This is a genomic window from Exiguobacterium sp. TDN 0502 (assembly GCF_050846835.1).
GTDB lineage: Bacteria > Bacillota > Bacilli > Exiguobacteriales > Exiguobacteriaceae > Exiguobacterium_A.
Genome location: NZ_JBOZGJ010000001.1, coordinates 561,136 through 581,769, shown reverse-complemented (window position 1 = coordinate 581,769; position 20,634 = coordinate 561,136). Strand labels below are relative to the sequence as shown.

Here is a 20,634-nt window from a genome sequence, read left to right as displayed (position 1 = left end):
ATCATGCAGATAACAGAAAGCATTTTAAGAAAGACGCGATCATTTTTTGATGAATCGCGTTTTTTTTGTGACATGAATTCCTGCAGTGAACTAGTGTCACGCAAGCGAGATAGCTACCGAAAAAAATATAATCATTTTCACCAAGCTCTAATTGTTTTGGGATTCGAATGGAAATAAGGTGTAGACATAACCAATGTCCATCCAATCGGTCACGCCAGAAAGAGGTGAACAACAGTGAGCTCGGTGCATCAAAGAAAAACCTTCGGGGATCATCTCGCGACACTCCGACGCGGCTGGTGGGTTCTCGCACTCTTCGTCATCCTTTTCGCGAGTGCCGGATACGCACTCAGCACTTATGTCATTCCGAAGACGTACGAAGCGACGGCCTACATCCTCGTCGTTCCCCAGGCGAACGCAGAGGCGACATCGACGCCGACACTCGTCAGTACCTATCAAGATATCCTAAGAAGCCCAGAGGTCGTCGATCAGGTCGCCCAAAAGATGGATGTCACGGACAAGCGATTGTTCGATTTGACGGATCGACTGACGGTCTCGAGCAATCTCGATTCACAAGTCATCGCCTTATCCGTCACCGACCGCTCAGCCGAGCAGGCGGCAATCCAGGCGAACACGATGACGGAAGTCTTTCAGGATTATCTTCCGAAACTGATCAACACGAGTAAGACGGAAGTCTTCTCGAGTGCTCGGATTCCGACGAAACCCGTCTCCCCGAACATTCTCATGAATACGGGAATCGGTGGTGTCCTTGGTCTGATGCTCGGTCTCCTGATTGTCTACTCTCGGTCATTAAGCAAAAGAGAAGCAACCCGTGAGACGACTGACAGCTACCCGAAAGCGATTCCCCGCACGCACTCATGAGAGAGGAGAGGAGATACCGATGCAACATTCCCCGCTTACCCCATACCGTCGCCAGTTGAAGATCGGACTCCTACGTCTGATCGACGCCGGTATCATCGCCCTTGCGACCGTCGTGACGTTCTATTTCTTCAATCCGCTCCATCTCACGATTGATTTCGAGCTGCGGGATGCTCTCGAGATCGCCTTGATCCAGTGGATCGCTCTGACATTCGTCGCTCACTGGATGCGCTTCTATCAAATCATTTGGCGATATGCCAGCTTACGGGATCTCGCTGTTTTACTCGTCGTCGTTCTCGCAAGCAGCTTCGTCTTACTCGGACTCGAATACGCGTTGTTCGACTTTGCGGTCGAACGGGCGATTTTCCTGCAGACCGGTCTCGTCCTGAACGGTATTTTGTTCGTTCGTTTACTGATTCGCGGACGTAGTTTAAGACTCGTCCCAGACCATAAGACACTCGGAAAACGGACGTTGATCATCGGTGCCGGTGCTTCCGGTCAGATGATCACGAAGGAACTGAAACAGAAGAAATCGCACATCTTAAACGTCGTCGGCTTACTGGATGACTCGCTTGAATTACGCGGGATGCGGATTCACGGCGTTCCGGTCATCGGAGCGATCGATCAACTCGAATGCATCATCGAGGAGCAAAAAATCGAAGCGGTCGTGCTCGCGATTCCCTCCTTACCTTATCCACGACGGATCGAACTGCTGAACCGGATCAAGCAGACGCAGGTCGAGGCGCATACCTTACCGATGCTCGTCGAACTGGCGTCAGGCAAGGTCTCGATCCAGCAAATCCGTGAAGTCTCGATCGCTGACTTGCTCGGTCGGGAACCTGTTGAACTCGACATCACGGAAATCGAACGGAGTGTCCACGGAGCGACGGTCCTCGTTACCGGCGCCGGTGGATCGATCGGTTCCGAGATCTGTCGCCAGTTGATCCGCTTCCGTCCCGAACGTCTTGTCCTCCTCGGACACGGGGAAAACAGTATCTACCTGATTCGCCGGGAACTCGAATGTCTCAGCCGGGATATCCAGTTCGAATCCGTCATCGCCGATGTTCAGGACAGCGAACGGATGCTAGACGTCATGCGGCGCTTTGAACCGGATCTCGTCTATCACGCGGCTGCCCATAAGCACGTGCCGCTGATGGAAGATAATCCGAGTGAAGCTGTCAAAAATAACATCTACGGAACACGCAACGTCGCTTTAGCGGCTGAAGCGGCCGGTGTCAAGCGATTCGTCATGATCTCGACCGATAAGGCCGTCAATCCGACGAGTGTGATGGGAGCAACGAAACGGATCGCCGAGATGGTCATCCAGCAGATGGCGCGAAACAGCGAGACGACGTTCGCCGTCGTCCGGTTCGGCAATGTACTCGGAAGTCGTGGTTCCGTCATTCCGCTCTTTAAGGAACAGATCGCGAAAGGCGGACCGATCACAATCACCGATCCGCGGATGACGCGTTACTTCATGACAATCCCGGAAGCGAGCCGACTCGTCATTCAAGCGAGTGTCCTCGCGAAAGGCGGTGAAGTCTTCGTCCTTGATATGGGCGAACCGGTCCACATCACGACGCTTGCGAAGAACTTGATCCACTTGAGCGGATTTACGGAAGAGCAGATCCCGATCGTCTACAGTGGCATTCGAAAAGGAGAAAAGTTATATGAAGAATTGCTCGCCCGGGATGAGGTCCATGACGAACTGGTCTTTGACAAGATTCTCGTCGGTAAGACACGACCGTTCGGTTCCGTTGATCCTTATTTACGAGAAATCGCGCAGGCGCTCGGACGCGATGAGACGCTTCGCAGCTACCTGTTACGGATTACGAACGAACCGGACGTCCGGACGACAGTTCCGCCGGCGATTCGGATCGCACGGGAGTGAAGGGAGGGAACACGATGAAAACGGCTCGGCTGTCACGCTTTAATCTCATCTTCATTGCCGATACGGCGTATTCGCTGCATCAATGGATGATTTTGACGCTCCTGATCAAATGGAGTACACCGCTTAATATCGGCTACTTCAACTACGCCCTCGCCATCACGGCACCGATCGTCATGTTTTGTTGGCTGAACGCCAGTACGATCCTGACGGCAGAGCGGGCGGGACTGAAGAACTTTTGGCTCTTCATCAAGACCCGCTTTTCCCTCCTCTCGGCAGGGGTGTTCGTGTTACTCGGTGTCTATTATTTCTTTGGTGAAGCCAACATCTTACTCTTGACGTTGCTCGTCTATCTCAATAAATACATGGAGTCGTTCGCCGACCTCGGATACGGCTTCTTGCAAGGACACACCGCCTTCAAGGAGGTTGCCGTCTCGAAAATCTTCCGGAGTCTGTTGAACGTCTCTGGTGCGGCACTGATCCTCTTTACGACCCACTCGATCCATGGCTTCGTCCTTGCCTTGATTACAGGGAACCTAATCATGTTACTCGTCTATGATCTGCCGACGATTCGCCGGGTCGGTCGCGGTTTTGACAACCAGGCACTCGATGTACGGTACCGGACAGGAAAGGAATTATTCCTCAAAGCGATGCCGCTCGGATTCGTCGCTCTCCTGATCGCCTTGAACGCGAACATCCCGCGATTGTTCGTCGGGCACGCCATCGGAACGGAAGAGCTTGGCTATTACGCCAGTATCGCCTATCTGCTTGTACTCGGCAGTCTGTTCATCCACTCCTTGATCGCCGTCTTACTGCCGAACTTCTCGTCAGAAACGGGTGAACGCCAAAGTTTACCGGAACTGCGCAAGCTGACCCGGTCGATGTTACTGATGACGAACATCGTCGGCATCCTGTTGATTGTCGGAGCGATCTTCTTTGGCAAGTGGGGCTTGACGATTTTCTACAACGCCTCGTTCGTCAAGTACCATCTGATTTTCGTTCTGATGATGGTCGCTTCGCTTTTCTTCTATAACTCGACCGTCATCCAGGCACTGCTGACTGGCTTCCAACAGTTCCGGATCCAAACGCTCTCGATCTTCGGCAGTGTCGTCGTCAATCTCGTCGCCTGTTCGCTCTTGATTCCGTTATACGGTCTATACGGTGCGACGATCGCATACACGCTCTGCGCCGTCACCCAGATCGTCTTACTCTTACCGGCGCTCTATCGCTCGTTGTATCCCCGAGATGTCGCCCTCGTCGTCGAACAAAGCAGCTAAGGAGGGAAGAAGATGCGGCCAATCCTACTACTCATCGTCATCGAAGCGCTCGTTTGCCAATTCGCCCGGTCGCTCTTCCCGGACACGTACGTCACCGCCTTGCTGCTCCTCAACTCGGTCTTGTTTCTCTACTATCTACTCCGCCAGGCAGAGACGACGCCGCTCTATCTCGTCTTCATCACCGCCTTCTTCGTCCGGCTCGTCCTGATGTTCGTCGATCTCGAACTGTTCCGTTTACCGCCACACAGCGGGGATGATACCGAAGCCTTTCATCTCGAAGGTGTCCAGATTTTCACCGATCCGTCGACCTTCAATGATGTCGTCCGCGGTACCTACTCGAAGTTTCTCGGGATCTTTTACCTGATGTTCGGTCCGGAACGGATCCTTGCCCAATTCTTCAACGTCATCCTCGGCGTCGTCGCCGTCGTCATTCTAGCCAAGACGCTGCGACGGTTACGCTTACCGGAGCGATACGTCTTCTTTGCAACACTGATCTTCGCGTTTTTCCCGCAAGGATTGCTGCTCTCACCGATCCTCTTGCGTGATCAGATTGTCGCCCTCGGGATCGTCTACACGCTCTACTACATGGTGCGCTGGACGGAAGAGAAGTCGGGCAGGCACATGATTCTCGCCTATCTCGGCTATTTCGTCAGTACGATGTTCCACTCCGGTCTTGCCGTCGGCATCGTCGTCCTCCTCGTCTACTTCTCGTTTTACAGCCATGAGACGCGGCGGATGGACTTTGAACCGACGAAGGTACAGCGGCTGGTGATTCAGGTTCTTGTCGTCGGCTTCATCGTCTACAGCTTCCAGGACGTCCTGTTCGCGAAGTTCACCCACGTCTCGGAAAACGGTCAATTGTTCAGCGGGATGAGTTACGATCGCGGCGGTTCTGCTTACTTGAACGGTTTGACGGTGACCGGTCCAGGTGACATGATCCTCTATTCACCGATCCGGATGATCTACTTCCTGTTCTCACCGTTCCCGTGGCAATGGTCGAGTGTCATGAACATCCTGATTTTCTTCCTCGACGCCATCTTCTACTTCATTGCCTGCTTTGCGATCATTCGGTCGTTCACACTGATCCGTCAGCATCCGTTCGGCAGCGTCCTCTTCTTCTTTTTCCTTCTCTTTACGCTCAACGCGTTGGTCTTCGGTCTTGGCACCGGCAATGTCGGAACCGCCATCCGGCACCGGTATAAGTTGTTCCCGATGTTACTCATCGTCTACACATCCGTCCACTACATGCGCCTGCAAGCGCGTCACTACTTCGAGGAGGTCGAACACCGTGCCGAATAAAACGATCTTAATCACTGGTATTGCTGGCTTTATTGGATTTCACGCCGCACGTCGTTTCATCCGGGAGGGATACCGGGTCATCGGACTCGATGAAGTAAACGACTATTATGACCCGACGTTAAAAGAAGCACGGCTCGCTGAACTCGGCCCTGACTACACGTTTTACCGGGTCTCCCTCGAAGAGACGACAGCCGTTGCGCGGATCTTCGAACAGGAATCGATCGATCTCGTACTCCACCTCGCAGCGCAAGCGGGCGTACGCTACAGCATTGATCGACCGGACGTCTACATGACGTCAAACATCGTCGGCTTTCTCTCGATTCTCGAGGCGTGTCGGCATTACCCAGTCGAACAACTGATTTACGCTTCCTCCAGTTCCGTCTACGGATCAAATACGAAAATGCCGTTCGCGACGACGGACGCCGTCGATCATCCGTTAAGTCTGTACGCCGCTTCCAAAAAAGCAAACGAGCTGATGGCCCACACGTACAGCAGTCTTTACGGGATTAAGACGACCGGTCTTCGTTTCTTCAGTGTCTACGGTCCATGGGGACGTCCCGATATGGCGTTGTTCAAGTTCACGGAAGCAATCGCAAAAGGCGAACCGATTGATCTCTACAACTACGGCGAAATGGGGCGGGACTTCACCTACGTCGACGATATCATCGAGAGCATCTACCGGCTGTTCCAGACTGAACCGGAAGTCGATGCGGCGTTTGATTCCTCGGACCCGTTACCCGACCGGAGCAATGTTCCGTACCGGGTCTACAACATCGGCAGTCACAGTCCGATTCGCTTAAACGAGTTCGTCGCCTTGATCGAACGGCGTCTCGGCAAGACGGCGATCAAGCACGGAATGCCCTTACAGCCGGGTGATGTTCCTGAAAGTTTCGCGGACGTCTCCTCACTGTTCGAGACGATCGGTTACCGGCCGCAGACGACGGTCGAAGCCGGCGTCAACGCCTTTATCGACTGGTACGAGAGTCATTATCTGCTGAAGGAGGAAATCCAAGATGGCGCTTAAAGAGGAGTTCTACTACCGTTCGCCGATCTTCGTCCAGAACTGGCTGACCTCCTTATACGGTCGGAAGTTGATGCATGAACGTTACGGTCCCTTTTATGAGCAGAAGATGCGGGAACTCCGGACGAAGGACCGGACGCAGGATTACAAAGCGGAACAACTCGAACGGCTGAATGCGTTTCTCGCCTTCGTCGTGACGCATACACCGTATTACACCCAACTCTTTTACGAACATGACATCCAGCTACCATTTACGTCACTCGAGCAGCTGAAGACGATTCCGGTCCTTGAAAAAGAGACGCTTCGCCAATACAATGATGCGTTCATGTCCCGTGTCGATGCACCGGTCCGGGGACGGACGGGAGGGACGAGCGGAAAGTCACTCCAAGTCGCTTTCATGCGAGAGGATGTCCAGGAACGGATGGCCCATCTTGATTACTTCAAGGAACTCCACGGTTTCGAGGCCGGGATGCGCCGGGCAAGCTTCACCGGTCGGACGCTGACGGCCGTCGATCAAACGAAACCGATCTTTTGGCGGATGAACCGACCGCTCAATCAATTGCTGCTCTCGATTTTTCATATGAAAGAAGAGAACTTCCCGGCCTATATCGAAGAGCTGAATCGTTTCCAACCGCGCGCACTCGACGGCACACCGACAGCAATGGTCGAAATCGCCCGCTACATGCTGAAACATCACATTCGACTGGAGAGTCCGCTGATTGCGATCTTCCCAACATCGGAAACGGTGACGGAAGAGATGCGATCGGTGCTCGAGGAAGCGTTCGGTGTTCCAGTTTTCGATCAATACGGTTCATCGGAAGGCGCACCGATCATCTCAGAGTGTCGTCATCATAAACTGCATCTGCACCACGAAACCGGCATCATCGAACCGTATGGAGAGGACGGAGAAGTCGTCGTCACCTGTTTTACGACACGCGGCACACCGCTGGTTCGTTACCGGATTGGTGACCGGATGACACTTAGTGACGAGACATGCAGCTGTGGACTAAACGGCCCGGTCATCGCCTCGATCGATGGACGGGGAACGAGTTACATCGTCAGTGAGAAGCGGGGCAAGGTCTTTGAAGGAGACATCACGACGATCGCCCGGGAACTGCCGAATTCGGTCTTACGACTCCAAGTCGAGCAGCACGCGCTCAATCACGTGACACTCCGCTATATTCCGGATGCGAAACGTTTCCATCCGAAACACGAACAAATCCTTTTGAACGAGATGCGTAAGTTACTCGGCTCCGAGATGAAAATCGTCCTTGAGCCGGTCGAACAGGTCAAGCAGGAACCGAACGGAAAAACGTTGATCGTCAAACAGTCAATGAAATAGGAGGAACCCACCATGAACAAGGCAGTCAAACACATCGTAGATACGACAGCAGCCCAAACTGGTTCACTTCCCATTGCCAATCGTTCGATTGCCGTCGTCGGACTCGGATACGTCGGTCTTCCCGTCGCCGTCGCCTTTGGTGAAAAAACGGGCGTCATCGGATTCGATATCAAGGAGCAACGAATCCAAGAACTGCAAGAGGGCATCGATGCGACACTCGAACTGAGTCCGTTCACACTGAAGAATGCCACCGTCGACTACGTCTCGGATCCATCGGCACTGCAAGCAAGCGACTTCATCATCATCGCTGTTCCAACACCAATCAATGCGCAGAATCAACCAGACTTGACGCCACTCTTACGGGCCTCACATCTCGTTGGTCGCCAGCTCAATAAAGGCGACATCGTCGTCTACGAGTCGACGGTCTACCCGGGAGCGACAGAGGAAGATTGTATCCCCGTTCTTGAAGAAGCATCGGGCTTACGCGCTGGCGTCGACTTCTTCGTCGGCTACTCACCAGAGCGGATCAACCCGGGCGACCACGAGCACACGTTCAAGACGATCAAAAAAATCGTCTCTGCCCAGGATGAACAGACACTCGACATCGTCGCGGAAGTCTACGAAGCGGTCGTCGAAGCCGGTGTCCACCGCGCTTCGTCGATCAAGGTCGCGGAAGCCGCGAAAATCATCGAAAACACACAACGTGATCTCAACATCGCCTTGATGAACGAACTGGCGATCATCTTCGACCGGATGAATATCGATACGCTCGAAGTCCTCGAAGCAGCCGGTACGAAATGGAACTTCCTCCCGTTCCGTCCGGGCCTCGTCGGCGGTCACTGTATCGGCGTTGATCCCTTCTATCTGACGATGAAAGCCGAGTCACTCGGCTATCATCCGGAAGTCATTCTCGCCGGACGCCGGATCAACGATACGATGGGTCGTTTCATCGCAACGGCACTCGTCAAGAACTTGATCAAACAGAACATGCCGGTCCTCGGCGCCCGGGTCACGATCCTTGGCTTATCGTTCAAGGAGAACGTCAGCGACATCCGCAACTCGAAAGTCGCGAACCTCGTCCGTGAAATCGAAGAGTTCGGGATCGACGTCCAGGTGACGGACCGACTCGTCGAAAAGAGTGAAGCCAAACGCGAGTACGGCATCGACTTGCTCGAGATGAGCGAACTGAAACCAGCCGACGTCGTCATCTTTGCCGTCTCACACGAAGAATACGTCGAGGGTGGTTGGAATCTTGCACAACATCTACTCAAAGTCGGACGCGGAATCGTCGTCGATATCAAAGGGATGTTGCCACGGTCAGCACAGCCAGAGGGGGTCCACGTATGGCGCCTCTAAAGATTCTTCAAGTCTGTGCTCTCGATACGACGGCAGAGACGATGTTGCAGCCGCTCTTACTCGCTTTACAAAATGCCGGACATGATGTCGGGATCGCCTGCGCCGATACGGGTGCCTCCGCGAAACTGGCAGCGAAAGGCTTCCGGATGCATGACATCCCGATCGAACGGAGGATCGACTGGACGAGTAACTGGCGGACGGTCCGGGCGATCACCCGGATTCTGAAAGAGGACGGCTACGATGCCGTTCATGTGCATACACCGGTCGCTGCAGCCCTCGGTCGGGTGGCAGCGAAGCGGGCCGGGACGAAACACATCGTCTATACGGCACACGGCTTTTACTTCCACGAGAAGATGGGACGAATGGCGTATCAGCTGACGTATTCCGTCGAGAAATGGCTGGCACGTTTCGCGACCGATTATCTGCTTCTCCAAAGTGAAGAAGATTACCAGCTCGCTCAGCGCAAACGCTTCAAAGCGCATACCCGCCTGATGCATCTTGGAAATGGCATCGACTTGACGCGCTTCTATCCACGTCCCCGTGAAGCTGACGCACCGTTTACGTTCTTGTTCATTGGTCGGATCGTCGAAGAGAAGGGGATTCTCGAACTGCTCGATGCGTTCGAGGACGTCGTCTACCGTCACCCGGAAGCGCGTCTCGTCATCGCCGGTGAGATGATGGCAAGCGAACGCGATCAGACGACGAAGCATCACTTCTTGCGGCGGATCCGTGAAATTCCGAACGTTGACTACCTTGGATTCGTCGAAGACGTGCCGACCTTGTTCCAGCAGGTCGATGCCTTCGTTCTCCCGTCGCATCGCGAAGGGGTACCACGTTCGATCATCGAAGCGATGGCGAGTGCCAAACCCGTCATCGCGACAAACATCCGCGGCTGCCGCGAAGAGGTCGTCGAGGGGAAAACGGGGTATCTCGTCGAAGTCCGCGACACCGCAAAGCTTGCGAAACGAATGAACACACTCGTCGAACACCCTGACCGTGCCAACGAGATGGGGCGGAACGGATTTGACCGTGCCATGAAACATTTCAACGAAGCCGACGTCATCAAACGACAACTTGATCTCTTTTCCGCTATGTAAAAGGAGGACGTCATCATGAAACGCACATTCGACTTCACGGTTAGTCTGATCGCCATCCTGATCCTACTTCCTGTTTATGCCGTCGTCGCTTTAGTCATCTATACGAAACTCGGACGACCGATCTTCTTCAATCAGGTCCGCCCCGGTTATAAAGGGGAGCTGTTCAAAATCTATAAGTTCCGCACGATGACGAACGAAACGGATGCCGAAGGACAACTCCTTCCCGATGCCGACCGGATTCCGCCGTCACTCGAGTGGATCCGCCGTCTGAGCCTCGATGAAATCCCGCAATTCTTCAATATCCTGCGTGGGCAGATGAGTTTCGTCGGTCCCCGACCGTTACTCGTCAGCTACTTGAACCACTATACGAAGGAGCAGATGACACGCCACGATGTCTTACCTGGTCTGACGGGCTGGGCGCAAATTCACGGACGGAATGCGACGACGTGGCAACAACGCCTCGAACAGGATCAATGGTACGCCGCACACCATACGTTCCGACTCGATCTCTATATTTTATTTAAGACGTTCAAGATGGTCATCTCGTCAGAAGGGAACTCGACGGCTCACCAGACCGGCATGGGTGAATTCAAAGGTCTCGACGGAGGTGTTCCCCATGATGTCGCTAAGCGATGAACGATTGATCCGGGATCCGCGCGAATGGGATGCGCTCGTTGCGACCTACCAGCTCGATTGTTACTACGAATATGCTTACTTTGAACTCGCAAAAGAAGACGATGAGATTCCTGAACTTTTTTATTATCCGACGGAGTTCGGGACGCTCCTCTATCCGTACTTGCGGCGACCGATTCCAGGCACACTTTTTGAAGACATCACGACACCATATGGATACGGTGGCCCTTACTTCACAGGCATCTGGTCACTCGATCAAATTCGCGAAGCGCGCGAACGATTCGAACGGTACTGCAACGAAACGGGGATCGTCACCGAGACGGTTCGCTTTCATCCGCTGCTGCATAATCAGGAGCTCGGGCAATACTGGTGCCATCAGACGAACATCCTGCAACCGACCGTGACGATCGAACTGACGGATCCGTTCGAGACGATCGAAGGCGGATTTTCACAGATGACACGCCGCAACATCCGCAAAGCACGGCGCGAAGGTGTTACGATTCGCCTCGGACGTCCGGAAGAATACCGGGACTTCGCCCGTCTCTACCAAATGACGATGGACAAACATCATGCCGATGCGCGGTATTACTTTGATCAGACTTACTTCGACCACTTCGCGGACGGAAACATCAACAACGTCCTGTTGCTTGCCGAACAAGACGGGCACGTCATCGCCGGTTGTATCGTCCTGACCGGTCGACAGTTCGCGCATTATCATCTCGGAGCATCGAATCCGGCTTTCTTAGCCTCACGTCCGAACCATCTGTTGTTCGCGGAGATGATCCGCTGGGCGAAACAAGCCGGTCTGCAAGCCCTGCATCTCGGTGGTGGCACGACACGATCCGACGCGGATAGCTTGCTCGCCTACAAACGGTCCTTCGGTGAAGCGAATCCGACGTTTTTCGGACTCGGGACATCGATTCTTGATGCGACGATATATCAACGCTTGACTGAACAATTCAAACGACAATATCCGGAAGCCGAGACAGGTCAATGGTTCCCGCTTTATCGAACGCCACTCCGTCAGCTGTCACCTCGAAGGGAGGAAACATCATGAAACACATCCCGCTCTCCATCCCGCACTTAAGTGGTCAGGAAGCACGTTACGTTACGGAAGCACTCGAGACGAACTGGGTTGCCCCGCTCGGACCGAACGTCGATGCCTTTGAACGTGATATGCAAACCTATACAGGAGCTGGTGCGACACTTGCGACGAGCAGTGGTACGGCAGCGATTCACCTGGCACTTGCGACGCTTGGTGTCACGACGGGAGATGACGTCTTCTGTCAGTCCTTGACGTTCATCGCCTCGACGAATCCGATTCGCTACGTTGGTGCCCGTCCTGTCCTGATCGATTCGGAAGAAGAGACGTGGAACATGTCACCCGTCGCACTCCGTCGGGCGTTGTTGCAGGCAGCAACACGCGGACGCCTTCCGAAAGCGGTCATCGTCGTTCATCTGTACGGCGTCGCCGCGCAAATCGAGGAAATCGCCGCGCTCTGTGAAGAGTACGATGTTCCATTGATCGAGGATGCGGCAGAATCGCTCGGGACACGCGTCAACGGGCGGATGACCGGAACGTTCGGAACATTCGGGATCTATTCCTTCAATGGCAATAAGATCATCACGACGTCTGGTGGCGGGATGCTCGTCGCAAATGATCCAGCCCTGATCGAACGTGCCTTTTATCTCGGGACACAAGCACGGCAACCGGTTCTGCATTATGAGCATACGGAAGTCGGCTACAATTACCGGATGAGTAATGTCGCTGCCGGGATCGGACGGGGGCAGCTTGAGGTCCTCGATCAACGGATCGACGCGCGGCGGAAAATTTTTGAACGCTACGCCCGTGCCTTTGCACCGCAAGCGGTCACGTCACAAGTCGAGCAGACCGGAACGTTCGCCAACCGCTGGCTGAGTGCCTTTCTCTTACCGGGTGGTCAAGCGCAACGCGATGCGATGATTCAGACACTGCAACAAGCGAACGCCGAGTCCCGCCCGGTCTGGAAACCGATGCATCTGCAACCTGTCTATCGCGACGTACCGTTCGTCACAGCAGAAGGGATGGACGTCAGCCGTCGCCTGTTTGAAGACGGCATCTGCCTTCCGTCTGCTTCACAAATGACGTTCACCGAACAAGCCGTCGTCATCCGAAACGTGCGTCACGCCTTGCAGACGAGCGTACGCCGGAACGTCCAGTCATGAATATATGGGAAGGGGACATCGTCATGCGCGATATGGAGGAAGCGATTCACGCACTCCGTCTCGCTGCGAACGGGAAGAATGAATTGACGGCCAATACCTATTTCCGCTGGCAACTGAACACCAGTCATCCAAGCGTCGCGGAAATCCTGATGCTGTTTGGATCGTGGCAAATCGCCTTGGAGCGAGCGGGCATCGGACATGCCCGGCTGACGTTCACGAAATCGGAAATCATTGATGCCTTGCGTCAGGCACGGGAGGAACTCGATCCTTTCACGAGCGCGACGTACCGGGAATGGGCGCAACAGCAGCAAGCACCAAGCCTGACGGATATCGTCCATCAATTCAACTCGTGGCAGCAGGCATTGTCAGAAGCGGATATCTTAAAGGAACGCGTCCAGGAAATGGAACAACGGATCATCGAGTCACTTCTTGAAGCGCAAGGTGCCTTGCCGGTCTTGACGAGCCAGACCTACACGAAGTGGGCGGCTGGTCAAAATCGTCCGACCGTCGCAACGATCGCCCGGCGATACGGCTCATGGTCGAACGCGCTTGAAATCATCGGTATCGAATTCCCGCGGAAACGCTGGCGGGAAGAGGAGGTGCTTGCCGTACTCGCTGAAGCAGCACGCGAGACCGAGCATCTGACGATCGCAAGCTATCAGCGGTTCAGCACCGGACGGGATGCACCGAGCATCGGTGTCATCACTGCCTTGTTCGGTAGTTGGCGTAATGCCCTACTTGTCCTTGAGGCACAACGACCGTCCTGAATACGAAACGGAGAAAGGAGAATGGGTGATGAAGAAATGGAAATGGATCGTACTGACACTGACGGGGATCTGCCTGCTCCTTCTCTTCGGTTCAGGCGGATATGTGTATCAAAAAGCGAGTCAGACGATGAAAGAAGTCCAGGTACCCGTCAAAGCAAGCGTCGAGACAGAAAAATCCGTCGAACAGAAAAAAGGTCTTTCGTTTTTATTGCTCGGGGTCGATCAACGGAAAAACGAGACAGGACGCAGTGATACGATCATCGTCGTGACGATTGATCCGAAGACGAATACGAGTCAGATGATTAGTATCCCGCGCGACTTAAAGACAGAAATCATCGGCAATGGATCAAACGATAAGATCAACCACGCCTATGCTTTCGGCGGACCACAGATGTCACTGGATACGGTCAGTCATCTGCTAAACATCCGGATCGACTATTTTGCAGAAATCAATCTAGCGGGTTTTACGGATCTCGTGAATGCGGTCGACGGGGTCACCGTCAAGAATGATATCGATTTTTCTTATTATGAGATGCAGTTCCCAAAAGGTGAACTATCGCTGAACGGGAAGGAGGCACTCGCCTACGCCCGGATGCGGCATGACGACCCACGAGGGGACTTCGGGCGCCAAATCCGTCAACGGCAAGTCGTACAGGCGGTCGCGGATAAGATGACGGAGGACTTCTCGATCCGCCGCTTCAACGCTGTCCTCGATGCTCTCGGGAAAAACGTCAAGACGAACGTGCCGTTTTCCGTTGCGCGGACTGTCGCAACGGATTACCGGGATGCCTTACGCAACGTCGAAACGTTGTCGCTCGACGGGGAAGGTGGCATCGAGTCGGACGGCATCTATTACTGGCATCCGACGGATAAATCGCTAAAAGAAGTTCAAGCTCAATTGCAGGAAGCATTGAAATGATGGGAATTGGAAAAGGAGTCGTACGTTTTGTTCGTCTCGCATCGTTTTCCTGGGACAAGCATCGTGCCGCTTCGCTGCAGGGTCACTCTTGCTTGTTTTTCCCTAGGAAGCGATGTCGAGCGAACAAACTACCCCGCTTTTCTTTTGACATGAACTAAAAATAGAACAAAAAAGATGTCCATTTCCGAGTTCATGACCGGAAATGGACATCTTTTTTAATGAATCGATTCACATGTCACGACGAACGGATCGTCCGGAGCATCGAAAATTTCATCATCGTGTAGAGGAAATAGACGGCAGTCAGAAAGGCCGCACCACTCCATAACCACTGATAAGCAGAACTAAAGTAGCCGAACCGAAGACCGACGAGTGCCGGAACGATCAATGTCAGCCAGCTTAAGACGAGGGCAACGCGGGCCGTTACCGCATCAATCGGGCGATTCAGGCCCATGCCGAGGAAGAACAGACTCCAAAGCAATGCCCAGAACAACCAGGTCACACCACCGATGATGTCAGCCGTCGTGAAGCTTGCGAACGCATAAAACAAGGCGGCAATCGCGACAAACAGAGAAAACCAGCCGACACCGCTTCCGTCGAGTGTAAACAAGAAGGTGATTCCGACATAGACATATGTAAAGGCGAACAGATAGATGCTAGCATAACCGAACGTCAGCGCCGGATCTCCTGCCGCGCCGATGACGAGATATGTCGCGATGAACGTCTGCAACAAACCGGTGATGAGACTGAAGACCCCCGCACTGCGCAGATCAACTTTTCCAAACAAGGTCAAGCTATTTAAAAAGAGCGCGACGCCCCCGAATAATAGACTTACATTTCCCACATAAAACGCTCCTTCATTAAGACGTCAGACGTCTGATTCTACCTTTAACTCTAAGATGAATTCGTTTTCAGTGCAAGTATAATTTGAGGCGAATCAAAAAACAGTCCAGCACCCTGAAAAAGGATGTCTGGACTGTTGCTGTAAATCATTGATTCAAGACGGAGCGGAGTGTCGTCTCGGTTTGAGACAACGTTCCTTTAAGCGTGACGAGACCGTACCGTGTCGATCCCTTTTTGATGAAGAAGACGCGTGTATAAGCGGATTCCGGTGTATAACCGGTCTTGCTCGCGTAAACGCGCGTATCACCCGGAAGTGACGTATTCGTATGATACCACGTCAAGGTACGGGCATACGGTCCTTTGACGGTCGTCCGGTACGACTTCCGTCCACTGATCGTCATGAGTTCCCCGTACTTCGCGTATGTATTCGCAAGCTTTTGCATATCAGCAGCCGTCGTATAGTGATTCGGATGATAGAAACCGTGCGGGTTCATGAAATGGCTCGCACTCATTCCGATTGCCTGTGCCCGGCTGTTCATGTAAGAGACGAATTTCGATTCCGATCCTGCTGTTCGGACGGCAATCGCTTTTGCGGCATCGTTACCGGAGCGAATCAACATTCCGTTCAAGAGTTGGCGCATCGTGACTTTGTCACCGACGCGGAAACCGGCGACACTACTGCCTGAAGGGACGGACAGCATCGAGGACGTCAGTGTGAACGTCTGATCGAGCGTTCCTTTCCGGGCGGCTTCGTCATAGGCGACGATGCCGGTCAACAGTTTCGTCGTACTCGCCGGATAACGGCGGACGAAGCTTTCTTTCGTCAATTGATAACTCGAGGAGCCGAGTTTGAAGTAACGCATCGAAGCGACGGGATAACTGCCACCGCTTGGTTTCGGACTACTCGTCGACACTTTTCGTGCGACCTGACTAGAGACGTAATAATAATTGACCTTTCCTTTGACCTTGTACCAACCATTCGCGTACGAGACAGCATTGAACTTCGAGTTGTACGCAGCAAGCCGCTTGATATTTTTCGACGAGGCGGTACTTGGTGACGTCCGGACATTCGCCCCTGCTTTTGAGTAGACGACGATTTTATACGTCTTCACTGTACTACTCGACACTTTTTGAGCGACCTGGTTCGACAGGTAACGATAGGTACTGCCATCCTTCACCTTGTACCAACCGTTCGTATACGACACGGCTGTAAAGGTCGCCTTGTACGGGGCACGCCGGACGATCGTCGCGGATGAGGCGGTACTCGGCTTCGAACGGACATTGGCACCGATCGTCGAGGTGACGATGACTTTGTAACTGGCTGCCTGAGCCGGAACGGCAGGAAGACATAAAGCGAGTAATAATAAGAGCGTAAGACTAGTACGGAGCAAGCGCTTCATAAAAACTCATTCCCTCCTTGTTCAAATATGGTTTCATCATAAAACAAAAAAAGGAAATTCACTTCTTTTCCAAAAAAGGAATTTCATCCGTTTGAAGGAGGAATGCACATCTTTTCGTGTCAGTTGACGTATCATAGGGAATGAGAAGAAAAGAGAAAAAGGAGGATTTCACATGAAAATAGCGATCGTCGGGTTAGGAGATATCGCCCAAAAAGCATACTTACCAGTCTATGCAGAACGAGCAGATCTTGAAGTCTACCTGGTTTCACGAGATGCCAAAAAGGCACAACAACTGCAAGCAGCCTACCGATTTGCAGGGACGTATCCGTCGCTGCAGGACGCGCTCGAAGACGGGGTCGAGGCGGTCATGATTCACTCCGCGACCCTAGTTCATGCCGAGCAGGCAAAGCAGGTGCTCGAAGCAGGAGTCGCCGTCTATGTCGATAAACCGGTCTCGATGGAAATCGAAGAGATTCGTGAACTGACACGTCTGTCGGAAGAAAAACAGTTGCCGTTCATCACCGGATTCAACCGGCGCTTCGCATCCGCGCATCAACGATTACTTGAAGTGAATGATCCGAATCTCGTCCTGATGCAAAAGAATCGGACGTCCTTCATCGAAGACGCTAAACCGTTTCTGTTCGATGATTTCATCCATGTCGCGGACACACTCCGCTTTTTAACAGGATGCGGTGAAATCGAAGGACTGCATGTCAAGAGTAAGCAGGATGCGAACGGTCTGCATCACGTGACGATCCAGTTCATCGCAAACGGCATCACGGCGATCGGGGTCATGAACCGGAATAACGGCATCACGGAAGAACGGGTCGAAGTCATGGGACCAGAAGAAAAACGCGTCGCAACGGATGTGACGACGCTTGAACAACTGACGAAACAAGGAACGTTGAAATATCCGCTTGATAACTGGGAAGCGACCTTGAAACGGCGCGGGTTCGTCGATATGCTCGATGCGTTTATCCGGACGGTCAAAGGAGAAGCGTCGGATTCGGTCGTTGCTTCGGATAGCCTCGCGACACACGAATTATGTCAGCAAGTGTACGAACGGATTCAAGCGGATCGTTCATGAGTCACTCAGCTAAAAAAGCCGCTCGTCCAGAGAAGAATTCTTTCTCAAGGAGGAGCGGCTTTGTTGTATTAATCCGTAGCCAGTTGTTTCAGCTGATACACGCGTTTTCCACCAGGTCCTTCGAACGTCACCCGGAGCGTCGAACGGACGAAACGATAGGTGACGAATCCTTCCGATAAGTTGACACGGGCTGAGAAATCCGGTTCGAAGCGGATGACTTCCTCATCGTCTCGAAGAGCATCCGGAACGCCGAAATGGTCGAAGCGAAGCGTAGCGATGAACGTATCCTGTTCGTCAAACGAGACGTGGATTTGCCCGGTCCCATCGAACGGTTCGTCTTCTAGCGTACTGCGTTCGACCTCATAGGATCCTTCGTATCCCTTGACCTGCTGTAACGTCTCTTTTGCACTGAGAGCAATCGCTTCGGCGCGCATACGGACGGGATGGTCAGCTGCGAGTGGCAGTCGTTCGATGGCTTCTGCCGTCTGCAACGTATCACGAAGCTGATAGCTTGCGAGTTGCCGTTCGAGCGTGACCATCAGGCGGGCAGCAGGCTCGTCGATATCTTCCTTTGCTTGTTCGACGGCCCGGGTATAGGTTTGTTGTTCCAATTGCTCCGTGATCCGTGATGTCTCAGGGGTACAGGCAATGAGGAAACAGAGCGGGAGACAGAGCCATAACCGTTTCATGACTTCACCTCCGTTCGTGTGATATCCGTGATTTGCAAGTGATCCGTGTGCATCTTCAGACGGTAATGGACACGATAGGTGATCGGTGCCGTTCCGTCTGCGGCAGAGACCAGATAGGTTTCCTGTGTCCGTAAGTGGTACGAGTCACCTTTTGATGTGAATTTTTGGAATGCAACCGTCTGGACACGCGGTGCCACCGGCGCATCGATTGCCTCCGTCAGACGATTGAGACTTTTAAATTCCGATTCGAAGACACTCAACGTCGTGAACTGGATGGCAGAGAATGTCTCGACGGAATCATACTGCTTCGAGAACGTCGCAAGTTCCGGAATCGTTCGGGTATACTGGCGGACGAACCGCAAGACATCATAAGAAGTCGGCGGATGGTCGTCTGAATACGTTTGATTGTAAGCTGTCTGTTCATCCGACCATTCGGATACGGATAGCGCTTTTGCCGCCGGGACTTCACCTGCTTCAGGCGAGGGCGAATCCTGTAATGTATACCAGAGGAAACCGGCTCCACCGACGAGAAGAAAGAGACAGATGCTGATGAACCAGGCGCGCGAAGAGGACGTAACCGGTGGTTCGGACGGTCGTTGTTTCGTAATGACAGGATGTTGACAATGTGGACAAGTCGTATCGCTTTGACGAAGTGGTGTTCCGCATAACGAACAGCGTTCCATGGGATAAGACCTCCTGTGTATGTAAAATGAATCGATTAAATCAGCTAAGGGCAAATTGAAATTAGTATCATCGTAACATTAATTGGAAACGCAATCAAAACACGATATAAGTTTTTTCGGGGAGGGAAGGCGAATGGGACGTCATTTAATTCTGATGGATACGTTTAAAGGCAGTATTTCTTCAAAAGAGGCGGCAGAAGCCGTTGCTGCGGGGATACTGGCCGGTGATCCGGCGGCAATCATCGACAGCTCTCCTGTCGCGGATGGGGGCGAAGGAACGCTTGATGTATACGTCTCGCTCGGCTATCAGTTACAGACGGCGTGGACGATTGATTTGGCGGGTCGATCATGTGAGGTCGAGTATGCCCAAAGAGGACAGGAAGCGATCATCGAGGTGGCCCGGATTTGTGGACTGCTGATGCGACAGGCGACGGATGATCCGGTCCGACTGCATACACGGGGAATCGGTCGTTTGGTCACGCAGTTACAGGCGCAAGGCATGACACGGATCCGGTTTGCGCTCGGAGGAACGGGAACGACGGATGGTGGACTCGGATTATTAGCGGAATTGGACTGTCTGCTTCAGGATGCATTCGCTCAGCCGATTGCCTTTCAAACGAATCCGTTGATCGAGACCGCCCAACTGTCATGCCGGATCTATCCGCTTGAGCTAGAAGCACTCGTCGATGTGACAGCACCATACTTCGGTCCGGATGGTCCGGCGCATCTGTTTGGACCGCAAAAGGAACTTCGCCCGGAAGAAATCGTCCTGCTCGATCACCACCTCGAACGGATTGGTCGACTTCTCCACCTGGAAGGGGTCAGTGGAGCTGGTGCCGCAGGCGGACTCGGAGGCGCTATTCATGCGATTGGCGGCACGATCGTGTCAGGTGCAGAGACGATTTTGACGGAACTTCAGGTAAAGGAACGTATCGAGAAAGCCGGTTATGTCTGGACGGGCGAAGGACGGGTTGACCGACAGAGCAGCATCGGTAAATTACCGGGTGAGGTCGTCCGTCTGGCACAGGCTGCCGGTGTTCCCTGTCTGGTTCTTGCGGGGCTCGTTGAGGACCCGATCCCGGGTGCACTGGATTGCCGTTCGATACATGCCGGACGGACGATCACGCTAGACCGGGATCAGACGTATCTCCGACTGAAGGAGCAGGCGCAGAAATGGACGGCAGAACTTTTACCAAAAGAGGGATGAAGTTGAAACAGTTCGGGTAAATGAACTATATATTACCATACTTTTGAG

The 20,634-nt window shown here is 53.2% G+C and carries 19 protein-coding genes; 15 read left to right on the top strand and 4 right to left on the bottom strand.

Translation table 11 applies throughout. From position 1 onward, the window contains the following. Positions 1–243 precede the first annotated feature (243 nt). The 13 genes from ACRPK8_RS02770 to ACRPK8_RS02710 are packed head-to-tail and all read left to right on the top strand — an operon-like array spanning position 244 to position 14,680. Entirely contained in the window at positions 244–879 is a 636-nt protein-coding gene (locus ACRPK8_RS02770; protein ID WP_432236810.1) for a YveK family protein, read from the top strand. 19 nt (positions 880–898) lie between these two features. Then, on the top strand, positions 899–2,767 hold the full coding sequence (locus ACRPK8_RS02765; RefSeq protein WP_432236809.1) for a polysaccharide biosynthesis protein: 1,869 nt from the start codon (positions 899–901) through the stop codon (positions 2,765–2,767). 14 nt (positions 2,768–2,781) lie between these two features. Then, positions 2,782–4,041, top strand: a complete 1,260-nt coding sequence (locus ACRPK8_RS02760; RefSeq protein ID WP_432236808.1) for an oligosaccharide flippase family protein — start codon at positions 2,782–2,784, stop codon at positions 4,039–4,041. A 12-nt stretch (positions 4,042–4,053) separates the two neighbouring features. Next, on the top strand, positions 4,054–5,340 hold the full coding sequence (locus ACRPK8_RS02755; RefSeq protein ID WP_432236807.1) for a glycosyltransferase family 39 protein: 1,287 nt from the start codon (positions 4,054–4,056) through the stop codon (positions 5,338–5,340). Further along, the gene (locus tag ACRPK8_RS02750; RefSeq protein WP_432236806.1) at positions 5,330–6,364 is read left to right on the top strand and encodes an NAD-dependent epimerase; all 1,035 of its coding nucleotides are present in this window, start codon (positions 5,330–5,332) and stop codon (positions 6,362–6,364) included. The genes ACRPK8_RS02755 and ACRPK8_RS02750 overlap by 11 nt, the downstream gene beginning before the upstream one ends. Next, positions 6,354–7,703, top strand: a complete 1,350-nt coding sequence (locus ACRPK8_RS02745) for a phenylacetate--CoA ligase family protein (protein ID WP_432236805.1) — start codon at positions 6,354–6,356, stop codon at positions 7,701–7,703. The genes ACRPK8_RS02750 and ACRPK8_RS02745 overlap by 11 nt, the downstream gene beginning before the upstream one ends. A 12-nt stretch (positions 7,704–7,715) precedes the next feature. Next, entirely contained in the window at positions 7,716–9,059 is a 1,344-nt protein-coding gene (locus tag ACRPK8_RS02740; protein ID WP_432236804.1) for a nucleotide sugar dehydrogenase, read from the top strand. After that, on the top strand, positions 9,047–10,156 hold the full coding sequence (locus tag ACRPK8_RS02735; protein WP_432236803.1) for a glycosyltransferase family 4 protein: 1,110 nt from the start codon (positions 9,047–9,049) through the stop codon (positions 10,154–10,156). Before ACRPK8_RS02740 ends, ACRPK8_RS02735 begins: the two co-directional genes overlap by 13 nt. Positions 10,157–10,171: 15 nt before the next feature. After that, positions 10,172–10,792: a sugar transferase gene (locus tag ACRPK8_RS02730; protein WP_432236802.1), complete on the top strand. Its 621-nt coding sequence runs from the start codon at positions 10,172–10,174 to the stop codon at positions 10,790–10,792. Next, positions 10,773–11,846 (top strand): lipid II:glycine glycyltransferase FemX, encoded by a 1,074-nt coding sequence (locus ACRPK8_RS02725; protein WP_432236801.1) that lies wholly within the window; start codon positions 10,773–10,775, stop codon positions 11,844–11,846. Before ACRPK8_RS02730 ends, ACRPK8_RS02725 begins: the two co-directional genes overlap by 20 nt. Then, positions 11,843–12,994, top strand: coding sequence for an aminotransferase class I/II-fold pyridoxal phosphate-dependent enzyme (locus ACRPK8_RS02720; RefSeq protein WP_432236800.1), 1,152 nt, complete (start codon positions 11,843–11,845; stop codon positions 12,992–12,994). The genes ACRPK8_RS02725 and ACRPK8_RS02720 overlap by 4 nt, the downstream gene beginning before the upstream one ends. Then, positions 12,991–13,761 carry a hypothetical protein gene (locus tag ACRPK8_RS02715; protein WP_432236799.1) on the top strand — a complete coding sequence of 257 codons (771 nt, stop codon included), beginning with the start codon at positions 12,991–12,993 and terminating at the stop codon, positions 13,759–13,761. Before ACRPK8_RS02720 ends, ACRPK8_RS02715 begins: the two co-directional genes overlap by 4 nt. Before the next feature lie 28 nt (positions 13,762–13,789). Then, complete coding sequence (locus tag ACRPK8_RS02710) at positions 13,790–14,680, top strand: LCP family protein (RefSeq protein ID WP_432236798.1); 891 nt, start codon at positions 13,790–13,792, stop codon at positions 14,678–14,680. Positions 14,681–14,915: 235 nt separating this feature from the next. Here the strand turns inward: ACRPK8_RS02710 and ACRPK8_RS02705 are convergent, their stop codons facing one another. Beyond that, a complete protein-coding gene (locus tag ACRPK8_RS02705; protein WP_432236797.1) occupies positions 14,916–15,521 on the bottom strand; it encodes an AmiS/UreI family transporter in 606 nt (201 codons plus the stop codon). 145 nt (positions 15,522–15,666) lie between these two features. Then, positions 15,667–16,920 (bottom strand): SH3 domain-containing protein, encoded by a 1,254-nt coding sequence (locus ACRPK8_RS02700; protein WP_432236796.1) that lies wholly within the window; start codon positions 16,918–16,920, stop codon positions 15,667–15,669. A gap of 172 nt (positions 16,921–17,092) precedes the next feature. Here ACRPK8_RS02700 and ACRPK8_RS02695 point away from each other — a divergent pair, with 172 nt between their 5' ends. After that, a complete protein-coding gene (locus ACRPK8_RS02695) occupies positions 17,093–18,007 on the top strand; it encodes a Gfo/Idh/MocA family protein (protein ID WP_432236795.1) in 915 nt (304 codons plus the stop codon). Between the two features lie 68 nt (positions 18,008–18,075). Here the strand turns inward: ACRPK8_RS02695 and ACRPK8_RS02690 are convergent, their stop codons facing one another. Together ACRPK8_RS02690 and ACRPK8_RS02685 are read right to left on the bottom strand one after the other, a co-directional pair. Next, positions 18,076–18,696 carry a hypothetical protein gene (locus ACRPK8_RS02690; RefSeq protein WP_432236794.1) on the bottom strand — a complete coding sequence of 207 codons (621 nt, stop codon included), beginning with the start codon at positions 18,694–18,696 and terminating at the stop codon, positions 18,076–18,078. After that, positions 18,693–19,379 carry a hypothetical protein gene (locus ACRPK8_RS02685; protein WP_432236793.1) on the bottom strand — a complete coding sequence of 229 codons (687 nt, stop codon included), beginning with the start codon at positions 19,377–19,379 and terminating at the stop codon, positions 18,693–18,695. The genes ACRPK8_RS02690 and ACRPK8_RS02685 overlap by 4 nt, the downstream gene beginning before the upstream one ends. Positions 19,380–19,512: 133 nt before the next feature. On the opposite strand from ACRPK8_RS02685, the gene ACRPK8_RS02680 reads away from it, so the two are divergent. After that, positions 19,513–20,586: a glycerate kinase gene (locus ACRPK8_RS02680; RefSeq protein WP_432236792.1), complete on the top strand. Its 1,074-nt coding sequence runs from the start codon at positions 19,513–19,515 to the stop codon at positions 20,584–20,586. Positions 20,587–20,634 lie beyond the last annotated feature (48 nt).